Origin of the sequence: Mucilaginibacter sp. Mucisp86, assembly GCF_047324315.1 — a bacterium.
Taxonomy (GTDB): domain Bacteria; phylum Bacteroidota; class Bacteroidia; order Sphingobacteriales; family Sphingobacteriaceae; genus Mucilaginibacter.
Genome location: NZ_CP168503.1, coordinates 4,146,456 through 4,163,958 on the forward strand (window position 1 = coordinate 4,146,456; position 17,503 = coordinate 4,163,958).

General features: G+C 43.0%; 14 protein-coding genes. 12 read left to right on the forward strand and 2 right to left on the reverse strand.

Translation table 11 applies throughout. From position 1 onward, the window contains the following. Nucleotides 1-99 precede the first annotated feature (99 nt). Nucleotides 100-2,049, reverse strand: coding sequence for a KUP/HAK/KT family potassium transporter (locus ACEN9X_RS17605; RefSeq protein ID WP_413666364.1), 1,950 nt, complete (start codon nt 2,047-2,049; stop codon nt 100-102). Between the two features lie 269 nt (nt 2,050-2,318). Here ACEN9X_RS17605 and ACEN9X_RS17610 point away from each other — a divergent pair, with 269 nt between their 5' ends. The 12 genes from ACEN9X_RS17610 to ACEN9X_RS17665 all read left to right on the forward strand — a co-directional run bounded on the left by ACEN9X_RS17610 (nt 2,319) and on the right by ACEN9X_RS17665 (nt 15,430). After that, on the forward strand, nt 2,319-2,762 hold the full coding sequence (locus ACEN9X_RS17610; protein WP_413666365.1) for a T9SS type A sorting domain-containing protein: 444 nt from the start codon (nt 2,319-2,321) through the stop codon (nt 2,760-2,762). Between the two features lie 211 nt (nt 2,763-2,973). After that, entirely contained in the window at nt 2,974-3,585 is a 612-nt protein-coding gene (locus tag ACEN9X_RS17615; protein WP_413666366.1) for a fumarylacetoacetate hydrolase family protein, read from the forward strand. A gap of 2 nt (nt 3,586-3,587) precedes the next feature. Then, nucleotides 3,588-5,309, forward strand: coding sequence for a M23 family metallopeptidase (locus ACEN9X_RS17620; RefSeq protein ID WP_413666367.1), 1,722 nt, complete (start codon nt 3,588-3,590; stop codon nt 5,307-5,309). A 13-nt stretch (nt 5,310-5,322) separates the two neighbouring features. Then, nucleotides 5,323-5,784, forward strand: a complete 462-nt coding sequence (gene bcp, locus ACEN9X_RS17625; protein ID WP_091221880.1) for a thioredoxin-dependent thiol peroxidase — start codon at nt 5,323-5,325, stop codon at nt 5,782-5,784. Between the two features lie 52 nt (nt 5,785-5,836). Beyond that, on the forward strand, nt 5,837-6,682 hold the full coding sequence (locus ACEN9X_RS17630; protein ID WP_090531971.1) for a transketolase: 846 nt from the start codon (nt 5,837-5,839) through the stop codon (nt 6,680-6,682). Between the two features lie 99 nt (nt 6,683-6,781). Then, a complete protein-coding gene (locus tag ACEN9X_RS17635) occupies nt 6,782-7,747 on the forward strand; it encodes a transketolase family protein (protein ID WP_413666368.1) in 966 nt (321 codons plus the stop codon). Between the two features lie 31 nt (nt 7,748-7,778). After that, nucleotides 7,779-8,333, forward strand: a complete 555-nt coding sequence (locus tag ACEN9X_RS17640) for an RNA polymerase sigma factor (protein ID WP_091221884.1) — start codon at nt 7,779-7,781, stop codon at nt 8,331-8,333. A 51-nt stretch (nt 8,334-8,384) separates the two neighbouring features. Then, the gene (locus ACEN9X_RS17645; protein WP_413666369.1) at nt 8,385-9,422 is read left to right on the forward strand and encodes a hypothetical protein; all 1,038 of its coding nucleotides are present in this window, start codon (nt 8,385-8,387) and stop codon (nt 9,420-9,422) included. A gap of 17 nt (nt 9,423-9,439) precedes the next feature. Further along, entirely contained in the window at nt 9,440-9,946 is a 507-nt protein-coding gene (locus tag ACEN9X_RS17650) for a hypothetical protein (RefSeq protein ID WP_413666370.1), read from the forward strand. Between the two features lie 317 nt (nt 9,947-10,263). Continuing rightward, on the forward strand, nt 10,264-11,460 hold the full coding sequence (locus ACEN9X_RS17655; protein ID WP_413666371.1) for an aspartate aminotransferase family protein: 1,197 nt from the start codon (nt 10,264-10,266) through the stop codon (nt 11,458-11,460). Between the two features lie 688 nt (nt 11,461-12,148). After that, nucleotides 12,149-14,425 (forward strand): glycosyltransferase, encoded by a 2,277-nt coding sequence (locus tag ACEN9X_RS17660; protein ID WP_413666372.1) that lies wholly within the window; start codon nt 12,149-12,151, stop codon nt 14,423-14,425. Continuing rightward, the gene (locus ACEN9X_RS17665; RefSeq protein ID WP_413666373.1) at nt 14,426-15,430 is read left to right on the forward strand and encodes a glycosyltransferase family 4 protein; all 1,005 of its coding nucleotides are present in this window, start codon (nt 14,426-14,428) and stop codon (nt 15,428-15,430) included. A 241-nt stretch (nt 15,431-15,671) separates the two neighbouring features. On the opposite strand, the gene ACEN9X_RS17670 is transcribed toward ACEN9X_RS17665, so the two are convergent. Next, nucleotides 15,672-17,375 carry a M3 family oligoendopeptidase gene (locus ACEN9X_RS17670; protein ID WP_413666374.1) on the reverse strand — a complete coding sequence of 568 codons (1,704 nt, stop codon included), beginning with the start codon at nt 17,373-17,375 and terminating at the stop codon, nt 15,672-15,674. Nucleotides 17,376-17,503: the final 128 nt, after the last annotated feature.

Below are 17,503 nucleotides of genomic sequence, written 5' to 3' on the forward strand. Positions count from 1 at the left end.
AATAAAACTACCACGGGCTGAAAGCCCGCGGCAGATTGTTTTAAATAAGAAAAGGCTCCCGGATTTCCGGGAGCCTTTTCTTATTTATTGAGCTACTTTTTAATTAACCCTATGGATCTCAATTGCTTCAGGTATGGCAAGCACCAGCGGTACTTTCTCTACCGTTACAAAGCTCAGATCGAGGCCGAAACCGCGCTCTTCAGATAAGCTCACTTTTTTAAGCTGCTTGTAGTAATCCATAATAAATCTTTCAATGAATGACAGGTTATGTGAGCGTGAGAAGATCTTTTCGATCACCACAAAACGGAAATCCCCGACAATTTTGTGCCTGTTCAGTGACTTGTAGGTACTGGTAATATCAACCTCACCCTTTTTAACCAGGTCTTCAACCACTTTCCTGAACAATAGGTTTATTTGCTGCTCAACGCGGAAACCGAGTTTAAAGTCAATACGGATCAGTTTGTTTGGTACCAGGTGGTCAACTTCGTATTCGCGTTTGTAAGGCTCGTCTACAACGTCAACGTGCACCAGCCAATAAACGTCGGCACGTTTTGGCTGCTTTTGCAGTATGGAGTAAACAATTTTTGATTCAATTTCTGAATTGAAATTGGCGCTGGTTAAGTACACCAATTGAGAGGCGTATTTAGGTACGCTTTCGTCAGAGCTTAATTCTTTAATGATATCAAAATAGTCTTCAATCTCAACAAACTTAACATAGCGGTTCCTGATTTTGCGGGCGGTATGCCAGGTCCACATTACGGTAAACAACAGGAAGCCTATAGAAAGGGTAAACCAACCGCCATCTAAAAATTTGTGCAGGTTACCGGTAAGGAAGGTACCTTCAATGAGTAGGTAAACCGCCAAAAAAGTATTGATAATATAGTTAGGTACTTTTTTACGTTTCAGGAATTTGGACACCAGTATGGTCGTCATGAGCATAGCTACGGTAATACTTAAACCGTAAGCAGCCTCCATTTTGTCCGAATGTTTAAATATCAATACCACGCCTAAACAGCCTGCCCAAAGCAGCCAGTTAACACTGGGTACATAAAGCTGTCCTTTTTGCTCGGATGGGTAATTGATCCTCACTTTTGGCCACAGGTTAAGCCTTACAGCTTCGGCAATAAGCGTAAACGACCCTGATATTAACGCCTGGCTGGCAATGATAGCCGCCACAGTAGCGATACCGATACCATAGATCAGGAACCAGGTTGGCATAATCTGATAAAAAGGGTTTTGAGCATTAAGGTCCATCACGTGACCATTACGCTGTAACAGCCAAACTGCCTGTCCTAAATAGTTTAGGATAAGGCATATTTTTACGTACACCCAACTTACGCGGATATTTGCTTTACCACAGTGGCCAAGATCAGAGTATAAAGCTTCGGCACCTGTAGTACACAGAAACACGGCGCCCAATATAATAAATGCGCCATCGCTTGAACTTGAGGTAAGCAATTTAATTGCGTAGTACGGGTTCAGTGAGCGGATGATCCATGGATCGTGGACAATGTAGGTGATACCCAAAAAGCCCATCATGGTAAACCAAAGGAACATGATAGGCCCAAATGCCTTACCTACAAGTGATGTACCAAATTGCTGTATGATAAATAAGGCTGTAATAATGGCCATTACCACGTAAACTGTTGGTAAATGCGGATAATAGGTTTGCAAACCTTCAATAGCCGAAGATATGGTGATAGGAGGGGTAATGATACCATCGGCAAGGAGGGCGCAGCCGCCCACAACCGCAGGTACAATAAGCCATTTTGCTTTACGCCGTACCAGGGAGAACAGCGAAAAAATACCACCTTCCCCTTTGTTATCAGCCCTCAAAGTTATCACCACATATTTTAAGGTGGTTTGCAGGGTTAATGTCCAAAAAATGAGCGAAACACCTCCAAGAATTAACGTTTCTGAAATTTGACGTTGGCCAACAATGGCTTTAAATACGTATAGTGGGGAGGTACCAATATCACCGTAAATTATTCCTAAACTGATCAAAAAGCCGGCGGCTGATAGTTTATGCAGATCTTTATGATTTGACACTTTTATGATTTAGAGATGGCAAAAATATTAATTTTTTTGGTTAAACCATTATAACGATTAAACGTATAAGGAAATAATGTGTCTACCATACAATAAGGTTACACATTTTGTTAAAATTTGTTAAAAAGATTTACAAAAACATTATTATTTAATGGGATGAGGGCATTATTTATACTTTTGTAGAATTATACTAAATAATGAGGCGAAATTTTACATATTCTTATGTTTATACCTACACGTGGGTCGTGATAATTGCGATGGCAATTTTCATGAACTTCGCCTTTGTTGTTGATGGGCATACACTAAAGTCTGATACAGTGTACCTTAGAGGTAAAACTAAGGCAGCCAAGACATCTTATTTAAAGAATGGCCTGCACCTTTCGCTTCCCCCGTTAAAGCCTGCTGTTACTTCAAATGTAAAACTGAGCGTATCCCGCCCGGATGATAAGTTGTTAAGTGATGTGCAATTGTACCCTAACCCGGTAACCGATCAGATCAACCTCAAATACTCTATATCCCGCAATACTAACGTAACCATTAAAATAATGGACGTGCTTGGCAACGATATCTCCACCCTGTTTTCGCAAAGGGTTGAATCAGGCGATCATAATCTGAACTACCCCATCAGCAATAAGCTGGTTCGTGGCTTTTACTTTGTACGCGTGGTAGCCGGTACCGAATCGGTTATCAAAAGGATCTCGGTTATTAATTAAAATCGGTTAAACTTAATTTTTTCATTTTTGGCTGCCCCGGCGGGGCAAAAGGTTTGTAGAAATTGAATGAACCCTATTTTGGGCTTGCCAGAGGTACGCAACTTGCCAGCGTAAGTTTTACTTAAGAGAACGTCAAATTATTAATACACCTTCATAAACCTTCCCCCAAACCCATCAAATTTTTTAGCTTTGGCGTTTATAGCGTTCATTTATGAAAATTATAGCCATTGGCCGCAACTACGCCGAACACGCCAAAGAACTCAATAACCCGGTACCTACTACGCCGGTTATCTTCATGAAGCCCGAAACGGCTTTGCTGAAAGAAAATAAGCCCTTTTATCATCCTGATTTTTCGGAAGATGTTCATCACGAAATAGAACTGGTTTTAAAGATCAGTAAAGAAGGCAAGCACATCAGCGAGAAATTTGCTGCCAACTATTACGAAGAAATTGGTTTGGGAATTGATTTTACTGCCCGCGATGTTCAGGCCCGCCATAAGGAGAAAGGCCTGCCCTGGGAGTTGGCTAAAGCTTTCGATGGTTCGGCGCCTATCAGCAATTTTGTGCCTAAGGCTAAGTTTGAATCGGTTTATGATATCAACTTTAAACTGGATATCAACGGCGAAACCCGCCAGCAGGGTAACACCCGCGATCTGCTTTTCTCATTCGAGAGTGTCATCGCATTTGTTTCAAAATACATCACTCTAAAAAAGGGCGATCTTATATTTACCGGCACCCCTCCGGGTGTATCAAAAGTAAAAATCGGCGACAGGCTTGAGGGATACCTTGAGGATGAGAAAATGCTCGATTTTTACGTTAAATAAGCATGATCAAAAAACTATTGGTTACAGGTGCTATGTGTTTGGCACTTTATTCAAACACATTTGCGCAGAATGATATTATACAAAGCAGGCAATACCCGCAAAATTATTTCAGGTATCCGCTTGATCTTACACCGCCTACCACCGCTGGCTCATTTGGCGAGCTAAGGCCATCTCATTTCCATTCCGGGCTCGATTTTAAAACTAATCAACGTACCGGTTATCCTGTGCATGCTGCTGCCGAAGGTTATATATCAAGGGTACGTGTACAGTTTGGCGGTTTTGGACGGGCAATCTACATTACCCATCCAAATGGATATACTACCGTTTACGGCCATTTAGAAAGTTTTAATCCGGCGGTTATCGATCTGGTAAAAAAATACCAGTATGAGCATCAAACCTACGAGGCCGATTTTAACCTAACACCAACCCAGGTGCCGGTTAAAAAAGATGAAGTTGTAGCCATTTCGGGCAATGCTGGTGCATCGGCCGGACCGCATGTACATTTCGAGATCAGGGATAGCAAAACTGAGGAGACCATCAACGCGCAGTTGTTTGGGCTAACCATTCCGGACAAAGTACCGCCAACAATTACCTCAATAGGCATCTATCACCTCAATGGAAAACCTTTCAGCGAAAAAACACCAAAAGAGTTTTTAGGGGTAACGGGTGCAGCAGGTAATTATCACCTTATTAAACCGCAAACGCTTGAACTAAGCGGTAATATCGGCTTCGGCATTAACACCACCGATATGAATAGCACCTCGTTTAACCATAACGGCGTTTATTCTATCGAACTAAAGCTGGACGGCAAAACGGTATATACCTTTGCGGTTGAGCGTTTCGCGTTTGATCAAACCCATGCCATCAACGCTTATATCGATTATCCTGCCTTTGAATCATCCCGCAGGTGGATGCAGAAATGTTTCATCCTGCCTGGAAGCCGCATTTCGTTGTATCCGCAGTCGGTAAACAATGGCATCATTACATTTGACGATAATGCTACGCATGATGTAGAATACGTAGTGAAAGATGTTGCGGGCAATACATCATCGATGAAGCTGAAAGTTAAATCGTCTCCGTTTGCTAATCCCCAGCCTGTAAAACCTACAGGTACCATGTTTTATTACGATAAGCGCAGCGAGTTTAGTAATGATAAAGTTAAGGTGATCATTATGCCGGGCAACCTGTATGATGATCTTGATTTTCAATATTCGGCATCGGCCAAACCAGTAGGGGCATATTCGGCTATGCATCATATCCATAACAGGTTAACGCCCATTCATGACAGTTATGAGATTTGGATCAAGCCCGATGTTGATTTGGGTAAGTATGCCGATAAGGCGGTTATTGTAAGTTCATGGGGCGGTTGCCAGGGCGGTTACTTTAAAGATGGTTACGTGATATCGCAGGTGAGCGCTTTTGGGGATTATTATATCAAAATAGATACTGTGCCGCCCGTTATTCACCCGCTCAATATCAAAAACGGCAGTAATATGAAGGCTGCACGCAGTATTAATTTCAGAATGAGTGATAATTTATCAGGAATTAAGAGCTATACGGGTACAATTGATGGTAAATGGGTGCTCATGGAGCATGATTATAAAAGTAAAATATTAAGTTACACGTTTAATGGCGATATTGCACCTGGTAAACACGCATTTAAGTTGGCTTTAGTTGATAACAAAAATAATTTTTCGGAATTTACCGCCGATTTTTACAGATAAGTACCTATAAATCATGACAACATTAAAAGAAGGCGATAAAGCCCCTGCTTTTACCGCTAAAGACCAAAATGGTAAAGAAGTATCCCTGGCCGATTACAAGGGCAAAAACGTGATCCTTTATTTTTATCCAAAAGATGATACCCCCGGTTGTACTGCCGAATCATGCGATTTCAGGGATAACTATCAATCGCTTTTAAGTAAGGGTTTTGAGGTGATAGGTGTAAGCACCGACGATGAAAAATCGCACAAAAAATTTGAAACCAAATACAGCCTGCCATTTACCCTGATAGCCGATAATGAGCTTAAAATTGTTGAAGCTTATGGCGTTTGGGTTGAGAAGAATATGTATGGCAAAAAATATATGGGTACCGCACGTACCACATTCATAATTGATGCAGAAGGAGTTATTACACACGTGATCAGTAAGGTTGATACCAAGGCATCGTCACAGCAGGTGCTTGATCTTGTAAAATAAGTGTTAAAAACACAATCAAAATAGCTACTTTAGCAGTTCCTAAATTCCATTAATGAAAGCAGACTTACAAACTTTAGAAAAAACCGCGTCACAAATAAGGCGCGACATTGTACGCATGGTACATGGCTGTCAATCAGGCCACCCGGGCGGCTCGCTGGGCTGTACCGATTTCTTTACCGCACTGTACTTTTCGGTAATGAACCACGATCCTAAATTCAATATGGACGCTGTTGGCGAAGATATTTTCTTCCTGTCAAACGGCCATATCTCGCCTGTGTTTTACAGCACACTGGCACATGCTGGTTATTTTGATAAAGCCGAACTGGCAACTTTCCGTAAACTGAATGCTCGTTTACAAGGTCACCCAACTACACATGAGCACCTTCCTGGTATCCGTATTGCTTCGGGTTCATTAGGTCAGGGCTTATCAGTAGCTATCGGTGCTGCATTAGCTAAGAAATTAAACGGTGATAAATCATTGGTGTTTACCCTGCATGGCGATGGCGAGATCCAGGAAGGCCAGATCTGGGAAGCAGCAATGTTTGCTCCTCATAATCATGTTGATAACCTGATCTCAACTATCGATGTTAACGGTCAGCAAATTGATGGTCCAACCAAACAGGTGCTTTCATTAGGTGATCTTCGCGCTAAATGGGAAGCTTTTGGCTGGGATGTATTGGATATGAAAGGTAATGATATGGCTGATGTGGTTAGGGTGCTTGAAGAAGCAAAAAGCCGTACAGGTCAGGGCAAACCGATCATGATCCTGATGCATACTGAAATGGGTTATGGTGTTGACTTTATGGTGGGCAGCCACAAATGGCACGGTGTTGCGCCAAATGATGAGCAGCTTAAACTGGCTTTAGATCAGTTAGAAGAAACACTGGGCGATTATTAATCCCCCGGCCTCCGTTGGCTAACGGAGGAGTTAGAAACATCAGTTTAATTTATCACGATTTAATGCCATTCCCTTGCGGAAGCAAAGGGAATTTGAACAATGAAAAAATACACTTACACAGATAAAAAAGATACCCGCTCGGGCTTTGGTGCCGGGTTGCTGGAAGCAGGCCAGAAAAACGACCAGGTTGTTGCCCTTTGTGCCGACCTTATCGGTTCGTTAAAAATGAACGATTTTATTAAAGCATTCCCTGAGCGTTTTGTACAGGTGGGTATTGCCGAAGCCAACATGATCGGTATTGCTGCCGGTATGACCATTGGCGGTAAAATTCCTTTCACCGGTACTTTCGCAAACTTTTCAACCGGCAGGGTTTATGATCAGATCCGTCAGTCGGTAGCTTATTCAAACAAAAACGTTAAAATTTGTGCTTCACACGCCGGTTTAACTTTGGGCGAAGACGGTGCTACCCACCAGATCCTGGAAGATATCGGCCTGATGAAAATGTTACCGGGCATGACCGTTATCAACACCTGCGATTATAACCAAACAAAAGCTGCTACTGTTGCTATTGCTGAGTACGACGGCCCGGTTTACTTACGTTTCGGCAGGCCGGTTGTTCCTATCTTTACCGATCCTGATCAAAAATTTGAAATTGGTAAAGCATGGATGGTGAATGAAGGTGCTGATGTAAGTATCTTTGCTACAGGTCACCTGGTATGGCAGGCTATTTTGGCCGGCGAAATTTTGGCTGAACAGGGTATCGATGCTGAGATCATCAACATCCACACCATTAAACCGCTTGATGAAGAGGCTATTTTGAAATCGGTTGCTAAAACAGGCTGCGTAGTTACTGCCGAAGAGCATAACCGCCTTGGTGGTTTAGGTGACAGTGTTGCGCAGGTACTTGCGGTACACAACCCTTTGCCACAGGAGTACGTAGCTGTTAATGACAGCTTTGGCGAAAGCGGTACACCTGAACAACTGATGACCAAATACGGTTTAGATGCCGAACATATTGTGGCCGCAGTTAAAAAGGTGATAGAAAGAAAAAACAAAAAAGGTTAATTAAACCTTTAACATTAATAAAATTCTAAAAATGTCGGTACAGGTTGAAGATTCAGAGATATTAAGCAAATTCCAGGACGAAAAAACCCGGAATGAGGCGTTTAACCTGTTGTTGAAAAAATACCAGCAAAAAATATACTGGCACATCAGGCGCATGGTTGTTGATCATGACGATGCCGATGATTTGGTTCAGGATGTTTTTGTAAAGGTTTGGAAAAACCTGGCTGGTTTCAGAAACGACGCGCAACTGTACACCTGGATGTACAGGATAGCATCCAACGAATGCATTACTTTTTTGAATAAGAAAAAACAAAAGAATAATGTTTCGTTGGATGATGTTGCTTACGAGCTGGCTGATACACTGGCCGACTCAACCTATTTTAACGGCGACGCAGCGCAGCGTAAACTGCAGGAAGCACTGCTTACCCTGCCCGAAAAACAACGGCTTGTTTTCAATATGAAATACTATGAAGACATGAAGTACGAAGAAATGTCGCAGGTTTTGGGTACCAGTGTAGGGGCTTTGAAAGCTTCTTTTCACTTGGCAGTCAAGAAGATAGAAGCTCATTTGCTTGGTCACGATTAATTTTTTAATTTACGTTAAACCTTTTAGCACAATACCAATCTATAGTTGTGTATGAAAAGCGATATGGACAATAGGGAATGGCTGGATGATTTCATCGCGCTGAAACAGGTTAGCAAAACTAACCCGTTCACAGTGCCTGACGGCTATTTTCATGAGTTAGCGCAGCACATTACAACACGCATAAGGCTTGAGGGATTAAAGAACTATCCATCTGCAGGGTACACGGTACCTGAAAATTACTTTGACGAGCTACGCAGCAATATCCAGAGCCGTATAAATATTGAGAGTGCTTTTAGCGCCGGTGATTCGGGGTTTACCGTTCCCGAAAATTATTTTGATGAGCTTAGCAGCAACATTCAAAGCCGTATTGTGGTTGATGAAGCCATGGATGCGGGCGAGGGTTTTACGGTGCCCGAAAATTATTTTGACGAACTGAGCAGTAACATCCAAAGCCGTATAACGGTGGAGGAGGCCATGGGCGACGAAGGTTTTACGGTTCCTGAAAATTATTTTGACGAACTGAGCAGTAATATCCAAAGCCGCATTGCGGTGGAGGAGGCCATGGGCGATGAAGGCTTTACCGTTCCTGAAAACTATTTTGAGGAGCTAAGTGCCAACATTCAAAGCCGCATTGCGGTTGAGGAAGCCATGAACATGGAGCACGAAGGTTTTGAAGTGCCTGCAAACTACTTTGATCAGCTTAGCCAGCGTATCCTTGATAAAACAGTTAATGCCGAAGTTGAGGAGGAGCAGGAAGCAGATAACGTTGTAAGCATTAACAAAGCCAAACCTGTACAGAAAAAAGGCATGGTAAGGAGGCTTTGGTCTTCGCCAACCATCAGGTATGCTACAGCGGCTTGTTTTGCATTAATACTTGGTGTTGGTGTTATTTTCAGGGCAGATCTGCAACCGGCAGATCATAACCACTCTTATTTACATGAGCAGGTATCATCAGTTCCGGTTGATGAAATTAAAAGTTACCTTCAGCTGCATATGGATGCAAGTGACACCCGTACACTGATGGATGCTAATCAAAAAAGTAATACAAGTAATGCAGACGAAGATCTGTCGGATTATATAGATAATTAAACAGAGGAAAACATTTAATGAGTAAATTGATCAGGCATATTTGTATTGTGTTATTTGTTATGGCTATGGGGTATGAAGCTATGGGACAGGTTAACCGCTTTGTTCCGGCTCAAACACCTTCAAGGCCCGAGCTTAATCCCGTTCGGCCTAATGGCAACAAAAAGGGCAATATGGGTAAAAGGCTGGAAGCGGCCCGTAACAGGTATATCAGCCGCCAGCTTGATCTTACAGATGAAGAGGCGACCAAATTTTGGCCGCTTTATAATCAATATCAGCAGGAACTTACTGCTGTGCGTATCCTGAAGCGTTTAAACAACTCAACTTCGTCAACCAACGGCACCGAACAAATAGATAAAGAAATTTATTACGAAAGCCAGCTGGTTGGGATCCGTAAACGCTATCGCGATTCATTTTCAAAGATCCTTCCACCCGAAAAGGTAAGCATCCTGTACAAAAGCGAGCAGGAGTTTAACGATGAGCTCATCAAACAACTCAGCGAACGCAGCGAAAGAGCGGGAAATTGAGGTTAGTGATTAGAGGTTGGAGTTTAGAGATTAGTTGTTCTAACTTATCTTAAAAATCAAAGTATTTTAAATATCATTTACAGATGGATTTTCGTCCATCTGTTTTAGTTTATCTTTGTTGATAAATCTAAGTAACCGTCATTGCGGATCTAAGACTTACGAAGTTTTTAAAACTTCGTAAGTCTGGATTTTACTACTCGTCATTGCGAGGCACGAAGCAATCCCCTATAAGCAGAGCCGCTCTGTATAGTTCGCGATTGCTTCGTACCTCGCAATAACGGTTTGGATTTTAACACTTTTGAATACAACTTAACAACATGCCAACTCTTCGCCAGCTTTTTTTAGCCAATAACGCACAAACCACCAATTTTCCTTTATTGCTTGAATTTGAGCGTGCCGAAGGTATTTATATGTACAATGCGGAGGGCAAGCCTTATATCGATCTGATATCGGGTATTGGCGTAAGCAGTTTAGGGCACAGCAACCCTTATGTTATTGATGCCATAAAACAGCAGGTTGATAAATATATGCACCTGATGGTTTACGGCGAATACGTGCAAACACCGCAGGTGCGTTTTGCCGAAAAGATTGTTTCTGTATTGCCGGATAATTTGCAATCGGTATATTTTACCAATTCGGGTGCCGAGGCTGTTGAAGGGGCTTTAAAGCTCGCTAAACGCTTTACCGGGCGGCAGCAGGTTGTTGCCTGCCTTAACTCATACCATGGCAGTACGCATGGCGCGTTGAGCGTTATGGGCAATGAAGAATTTAAGCAGGCTTACCGTCCTTTATTGCCGGGTGTAAATTTCATCCGTTTTAACAGTCCGGAAGATCTTCAACTGATCACCGAAGAAACTGCCTGTGTAATCATTGAAACTATCCAGGGCGAAGCAGGGATCCGCGTACCGGATCTTGCCTATATGCAGGCTTTACGTTCCCGCTGTACGGAAACGGGTACACTGTTGATACTGGATGAGATCCAGGCGGCGTTTGGTCGTACAGGTAAGCTTTTCGCTTTTGAACATTTTGATATTGTTCCTGATATTTTGCTTTTGGCAAAAGCGTTAGGAGGGGGCATGCCAATAGGGGCATTCATTTCATCAAACCAGATCATGGATGCGTTGAAGGAAAACCCAATTCTTGGTCATATTACTACTTTTGGCGGGCACCCGGTATGTTGTGCGGCAGGTTTAGCCGCTTTGGAATATCTGCTGGATAACGACCTGGTATCCGGCGTAGCCGAAAAAGAGACTTTGTTTCGTGAATTGCTTGTACACCCCGCTATACACCAGGTGCGGGGCAAGGGCCTTATGATGGCCGTTGAGCTGGAAAACTTCGACCTCAATAAAAAAATAATTGACCGCTGTATAGAAAATGGTGTTATCACCGATTGGTTTTTGCATTGCAGCAATTCCATGCGTTTAGCTCCCCCGCTTATTATTACGCATGATGAGATCAAGAAGGCTTGTGATGTGATCATTGAAGCGGTTGATTATTATATTAATAATAAATAGAAATCCGTATCCCCGCTTCCTCAAGGTACTTTACGAGTTTAAGTTAATCCGTAAATTGTTTTGTCGCTTAACGGCAATGCGCCTTGTTTTGCCCCTCTGGGGCAAAGGATATTTTTATCCTTTTTTATGCTACAAACCTTTTGCACCTCTGGTGCATTTGTCCTGGTACAAGTAAGTACATCTCAATTAATACCTGTTTTTTGAATTGTAAAATCCCCCAGAGGGGGAAAAGGTTTGTAAAAATCACGTCGCGCCCCTTACCAGAGCCCCAGAGGGGTTCAACGTACGCGGACTACTCAATTGGCAATAACCATTTGGCTATTATTTGTGGATTAACTTGAACTCGCAGAATACCCCGAGGTTGTCCGCTTTGTATTGCCAGCCAAATTATAACCGAAACAATCGGTTATTTTTACGTATCTTAACATGATTTAACAATCACTGCTCTCTTCTAAAAGAAAGTAACGATTAAGTTACTTTATAAAATACCCACCGTCAAATTTTAGTTTGAGTTAAAATGGTATGGTTTGTGCATTTATAGTAATAGCTATGAAAATGCCGCAAGAAATGCTGTAATCGCAATAAATAAGGTCACTTCTGCCCATTTAAATAGTCAGGCGTTTATACAATTAATTAAAAAATTGTTGAGCCTTGAATTCAAAAACTTGCATCTATATACAATCTACTTATGAAAATAGCATATATATCAACCTATCCCCCACGCGAATGCGGTCTTGCAACATTTAATAATAATTTGATGCGGGCCATAGGCTCAAATTTTCCGGATAGGAAGACATTGCTGCAAAACGGTTTTGTTGTAGCACTTAATGATTCGGAAAATCTACAGGAATATGAATACCCGGAGGAGGTAAAATATGTTATCCGCCAAAATCATCAGAAGGATTATATCCGGGCCGCAAATTATGTTAATACAAGCGATGCCGATGTTTGCATTATGGAACACGAGTTTGGCATTTACGGTGGAGAAAGCGGTATTTATATCCTGCCGCTTATCAATCGCCTCGAAAAGCCGCTAATATCTATTTTGCACACAGTATTAAAAGATCCAAGCTATGTGCAGCGTATCATCATCAGGGAAATAGCCGAACAGTCATCAAAAATTATTGTGATGAGCAAACGTGCTGTTGAATTTCTGACCAATATTTACGAAATCCCTGCCGATAAGATCCAGATCATAGAGCATGGCGTACCTGATGTAGAAGCTCCTGCCGAAAACCCGGTTAAGAACTTATCGTCATTTAAAAATAAAAGGGTTATGCTCACCTTTGGTTTGCTGAGCCGTAACAAAGGTTTGGAAACCGTTGTAAAAGCACTTCCCAAAATAGTTGAGAAGCATCCGGATGTTATGTACGTGGTATTAGGTAATACGCATCCCGGTGTGATTAAAAATTCGGGAGAAGAATATCGTGACCATTTGAAATCGCTTGCAGCCCAGTTGGGGGTATCAAAAAATCTGGCTTTCATTGCTAAGTTCGTGTCCGAAGAGGAGCTGGTGAATTACCTCACTGCTTGTGAGATCTATGTAACCCCGTATTTAAATGAGGCACAGATCACCAGCGGTACATTATCATATGCGGTGGGTGCAGGAGCAGCCGTAGTATCAACACCATATTGGCACGCTACTGAACTGCTGGCCGATAAACGCGGTCGCCTATTTGATTTTAAAAATTCAGATGCATTGGCCGATACAGTTATCGAACTGCTTGATCAGGACCGTGTACTTGCCGAGTTGAAAGAAAATGCCTACCAATATGGTTTGCACCTGAGGTGGCCGGTAATTGGTGCCGAGTTTATTAAAGTGGCCCAGGAATCATTGGTTCGTTATGACTTTAGCGATAAGATTCTGCGCAATAGTATTGTTGATCCTGAGATCCTGCCAAAATTCAGTTTAACTCATGTATTGCGTTTAACGGATGATACAGGTATAGTACAGCATGCCAAATACGGCATCCCAAATCTGAAAGAAGGTTATTGTTTGGATGATAATGCACGCGCCCTCATTATGGCGCTGATGGCTTATCAGCGTAACGGGAGCCGCGAGGCATTTGAACTGCTGCCGATATACCTGAGCTACATTCACTACATGCAGACCGACGATGGTAACTTCCGCAACTTCCTGAGTTTTGACAGACGATACCTGGATGAGGTAGGCTCGGAGGATTCATTTGGCCGTACCATTTGGGCGCTTGGCCATTTGATTGGTTGCGCGGCAAGTAACTCGTACCGGGAGTTTTCGTTAGAGATATTTCATAAATCGGTACCACATTTTGCAGCGCTGAAACATTTAAGGGGAATGGCCAATACCATAATTGGTATCAGCTTATACCTGCAGGTTTACCCTACAGATGAGGGCATGGTGAAGATCTTGGCTAACCTAACCCAGCCATTGATAGACGCCTACAACAATACACAATCTGACGACTGGCAATGGTTTGAGGAGAAAATGACTTACGATAACGCCATTCTTCCACTTGCATTGCTGCATTCATGCGAGATAACAGGTAATGAAGAAGCCAAGAAAATAGCCTTGGCAACTATGGCTTTCCTCGATCAGCTTACGCTTTCGAACGGATATTTGAGCCCTGTTGGTAACGATGGCTGGTATTACCGTGGAGGTACGTTCCCTACATTTGATCAGCAAGCTATTGAAACTATGGCTATGGTGCTGATGCACTTCCAGGCATACCAGATTTTCAGGGTACCTCAGTATATTGAAAAAATGTTCCTGAGCTATAAATGGTTCCTGGGCGAAAATACTCTTCGTGCACCGCTGTATGACCATGAAACCAAGGGCTGCTGCGATGGATTGCTACCGGGTGGCATAAATCGTAACCAGGGGGCTGAAAGTACGCTGGCTTACCTGATATCGCACCTTACTGTGCTGAAAGCTTTCGAGTTGGAATACGAGTACAATAAATATGGCCAAAAAATGCAGACTTGCTAAATGAGGGTAGCCATATTAGCCCCTGTTGCCTGGCGCACACCGCCCAGTCATTACGGGCCCTGGGAGCAGATAGCATCAAATATAGCCGAAGGTATCATCAAGCTTGGGGCCGAAGTAACACTTTTTGCCACAGGTGATTCGATAACCGCAGGAACACTTGATGCCATTTGCGCCACTGGTTATGAGGAAGACAGAACGCAGGATGCTAAAGTGCTGGAATGCCTGCACATAAGTAACCTGATGGAAAAGGCAAGCCAGTTTGATATCATCCATAATAACTTTGACTTTTTGCCTTTAACATATTCGGGCTTGATCAAAACTCCGGTGATCACTACCATACATGGTTTTTCATCGCCGAAGATCATCCCGGTTTATAAAAAATATAATAGCAGGGGACATTATGTATCTATCAGCAATGCCGACCGGAGCCCTGAGCTTGATTATTTAGCTACGGTTTACAACGGACTTGATACCCGTGATTTTCAGTTTTATGAACAGCCGGATGATTACCTGTTATACTTCGGCCGGATCCATCCTGATAAAGGCACTGCCGAAGCCATAGAGATCGCCAAAAAGAGTAAAAGAAAGCTGCTGATAGCTGGCATAGTGCAGGATGCTAATTATTTTAAAGAAAAGATAGAACCGCAGTTATCTGAAGAGATTGAATATATAGGTCATGCCGGTCCTGATAAACGGCGGGAGCTTTTGGGAAAAGCCTACGCTTTATTACACCCTATCAGTTTTAATGAACCTTTTGGTTTGAGTGTAGCCGAAGCCATGCTTTGTGGTACGCCGGTTATTGCCTTCAACCGCGGTTCGATGCCCGAGTTGATCAAAGATGCACAGACAGGCTTTTTGGTTAATACGGTTGATGAAGCGGTTGACGCTGTTGATTGGCTCGATCAGATCAGCAGGACTGATTGTTATGATTGGGCAAACTCACAGTTTTCAAGTGAAAAAATGGTGAATGATTATTGGGCGTTGTATAAAAAGATATTGGGGTAAAAGAAAAAGCTGCCGCGGGTTTAGCGCAGCGTAACCCGTGGTGTAACATAATTTGGGCTTTCAGCCCAAGTAGATAAAGCTGAAAGCTTTAACCATAGCCAACCACGGCAAGTAATTAAAACAATGTCATTGCGAGCGCAGCGTGGCAACCGCATGCTATACAGGGCGGCCTTGCTTCCGTGCGATTGCCACGCTGCGCTCGCAATGACATATTTGATGAGGCGCTTTTGAAGCGAATATCTTAATTCAACTTATCCAACTCAGCCTTAACAAACTCGGCCAACTCTTTTACATAAGCTGCGCTGAAATCAAATTTGATCCCGGCGGTTTCATAAATTTCTTTAATGGTTTTAGTATAGCCAAGCTTGAGGGCCTCAAGATATTGCTGCAGGCCTTTTTCAGGATTTTCTTTGTAGTTTTTCCAAACAGCGATAGCACCTAACTGGGCCATTCCGTATTCAATATAATAAAAAGGCACCTCAAAAATGTGCAGCTGTTTTTGCCACAAGTTAGCCAATGCTTCTGGATGCTCGCTCCAATCGGCAAAGTTTGCACCGAATGGCTCAAAGATCTCGATCCAGGCAGTTGTACGGTCGGCATCGGTATGATCAGGGTTGGTATAGATCCAGTGCTGGAATTGATCAACCACAGCTACCCATGGCAGGGTTTTCAATACGTCGACCAATTGATCGCGTTTGGCGCGTTTAAGGTCTTCCTCATTATCAAAATAAACATTCCAGTTATCCATCGAGATCAACTCCATCGACATAGAGGCCAGTTCTGCAACTTCAGATGGGCAATGTTTAAAATCGTTCAGTTCCAGATCGGCGGTAAGGAAAGTATGAACCGCGTGGCCACCCTCATGTACCATCGTGGTTAGGTCGCGGAAAGTGTTTGCCGAGTTCATGAAAATGAAAGGCGCACCGGTTTCGGCCAGCGGATAGTTGTAACCACCCGGGGCTTTACCTTTACGGCTTTCCACATCAAACAAGCCGTTATCTTTCATGATCTCCAAACGCTCGCCCAGATAACGGTTAATATTGCTGAAGCATTGGATAGATTTTTCGATCAGGTCCTCGCCATTTTGAAATGGTTTAAGAGCTGGTTTGCCTGAAATATCTACATCCATATCCCATGGCTTAAGAGCACGCAAACCTAAAGCCTCACGGCGTTTTTCGGCTTGAGCTCTCAGGATAGGAACTATTTCGGTTTCAATAGCGGCGTGGAAGGCATAGCAATCCTGTGGCGTGTAATCAAAACGGCCTAAAGCCTGGAACATATAATCGCGAAAGTTTTCAAAGCCCGCGTTTGTGGCTACTGTATGGCGAAGCTTGCGCAGATGATCAAAAAGCTCATTCAGCTTTTCTTTGTCCTGCAAACGGCGGTTGGTGATCTTTTCCCAAACCTCCTGGCGTTTGGCCCGGTCGGTACCTTTTAAAAATACGGAAGCCTGTTCTAAAGTAAACTCCTTATCGTCAATATGGACAGACATGGCACCGGTGGTCGACTGGTACTTCTGCTGCTCCACCTGGATCTCGGTTTGCACCGGAATGTTTTCCTCGCGGAAAAGCTCCAACGCTTTTTTTACGGCGCGGAGGAAGATGAAATATTTCTCGCCGTCCAGTTGGTCAACATATTCGCTGGCAACCAGCTTTTTGTTTAGCTCGTTGCTGAATGGGGCAATTTTGGGCTCAATTTCGGTAGCAAAATATTGGAATTTTTGCAGCAGTTCTTCGCTGGTTGTATCGCAGGTCATGCGGATATAGCGCCAGGCAAAATCTTCTTCTAAAGCCGCCTCAAGTTCGCTTTTATCACGCAGCCATTTCTCCAGTTCTTCAACCGAATTAATAGGACGATCAAGCAGTTCTTTATAAAAAGGTTCAAGCGTTTCCCATTTAATATCGAGGGAGGCGGGGATATATGTTCTTGTTTTTTTGTGGATCATGATTTTTAGATGTGCAGATATGCTTATGTGCAAATGTGCAGATTATGGTTGGAGATGTGCAAATAATTAATAAGCTGAAAGTAAAAAATCCGCAAGATGCGATTACAGCCTACGGACTTAAAAACTTA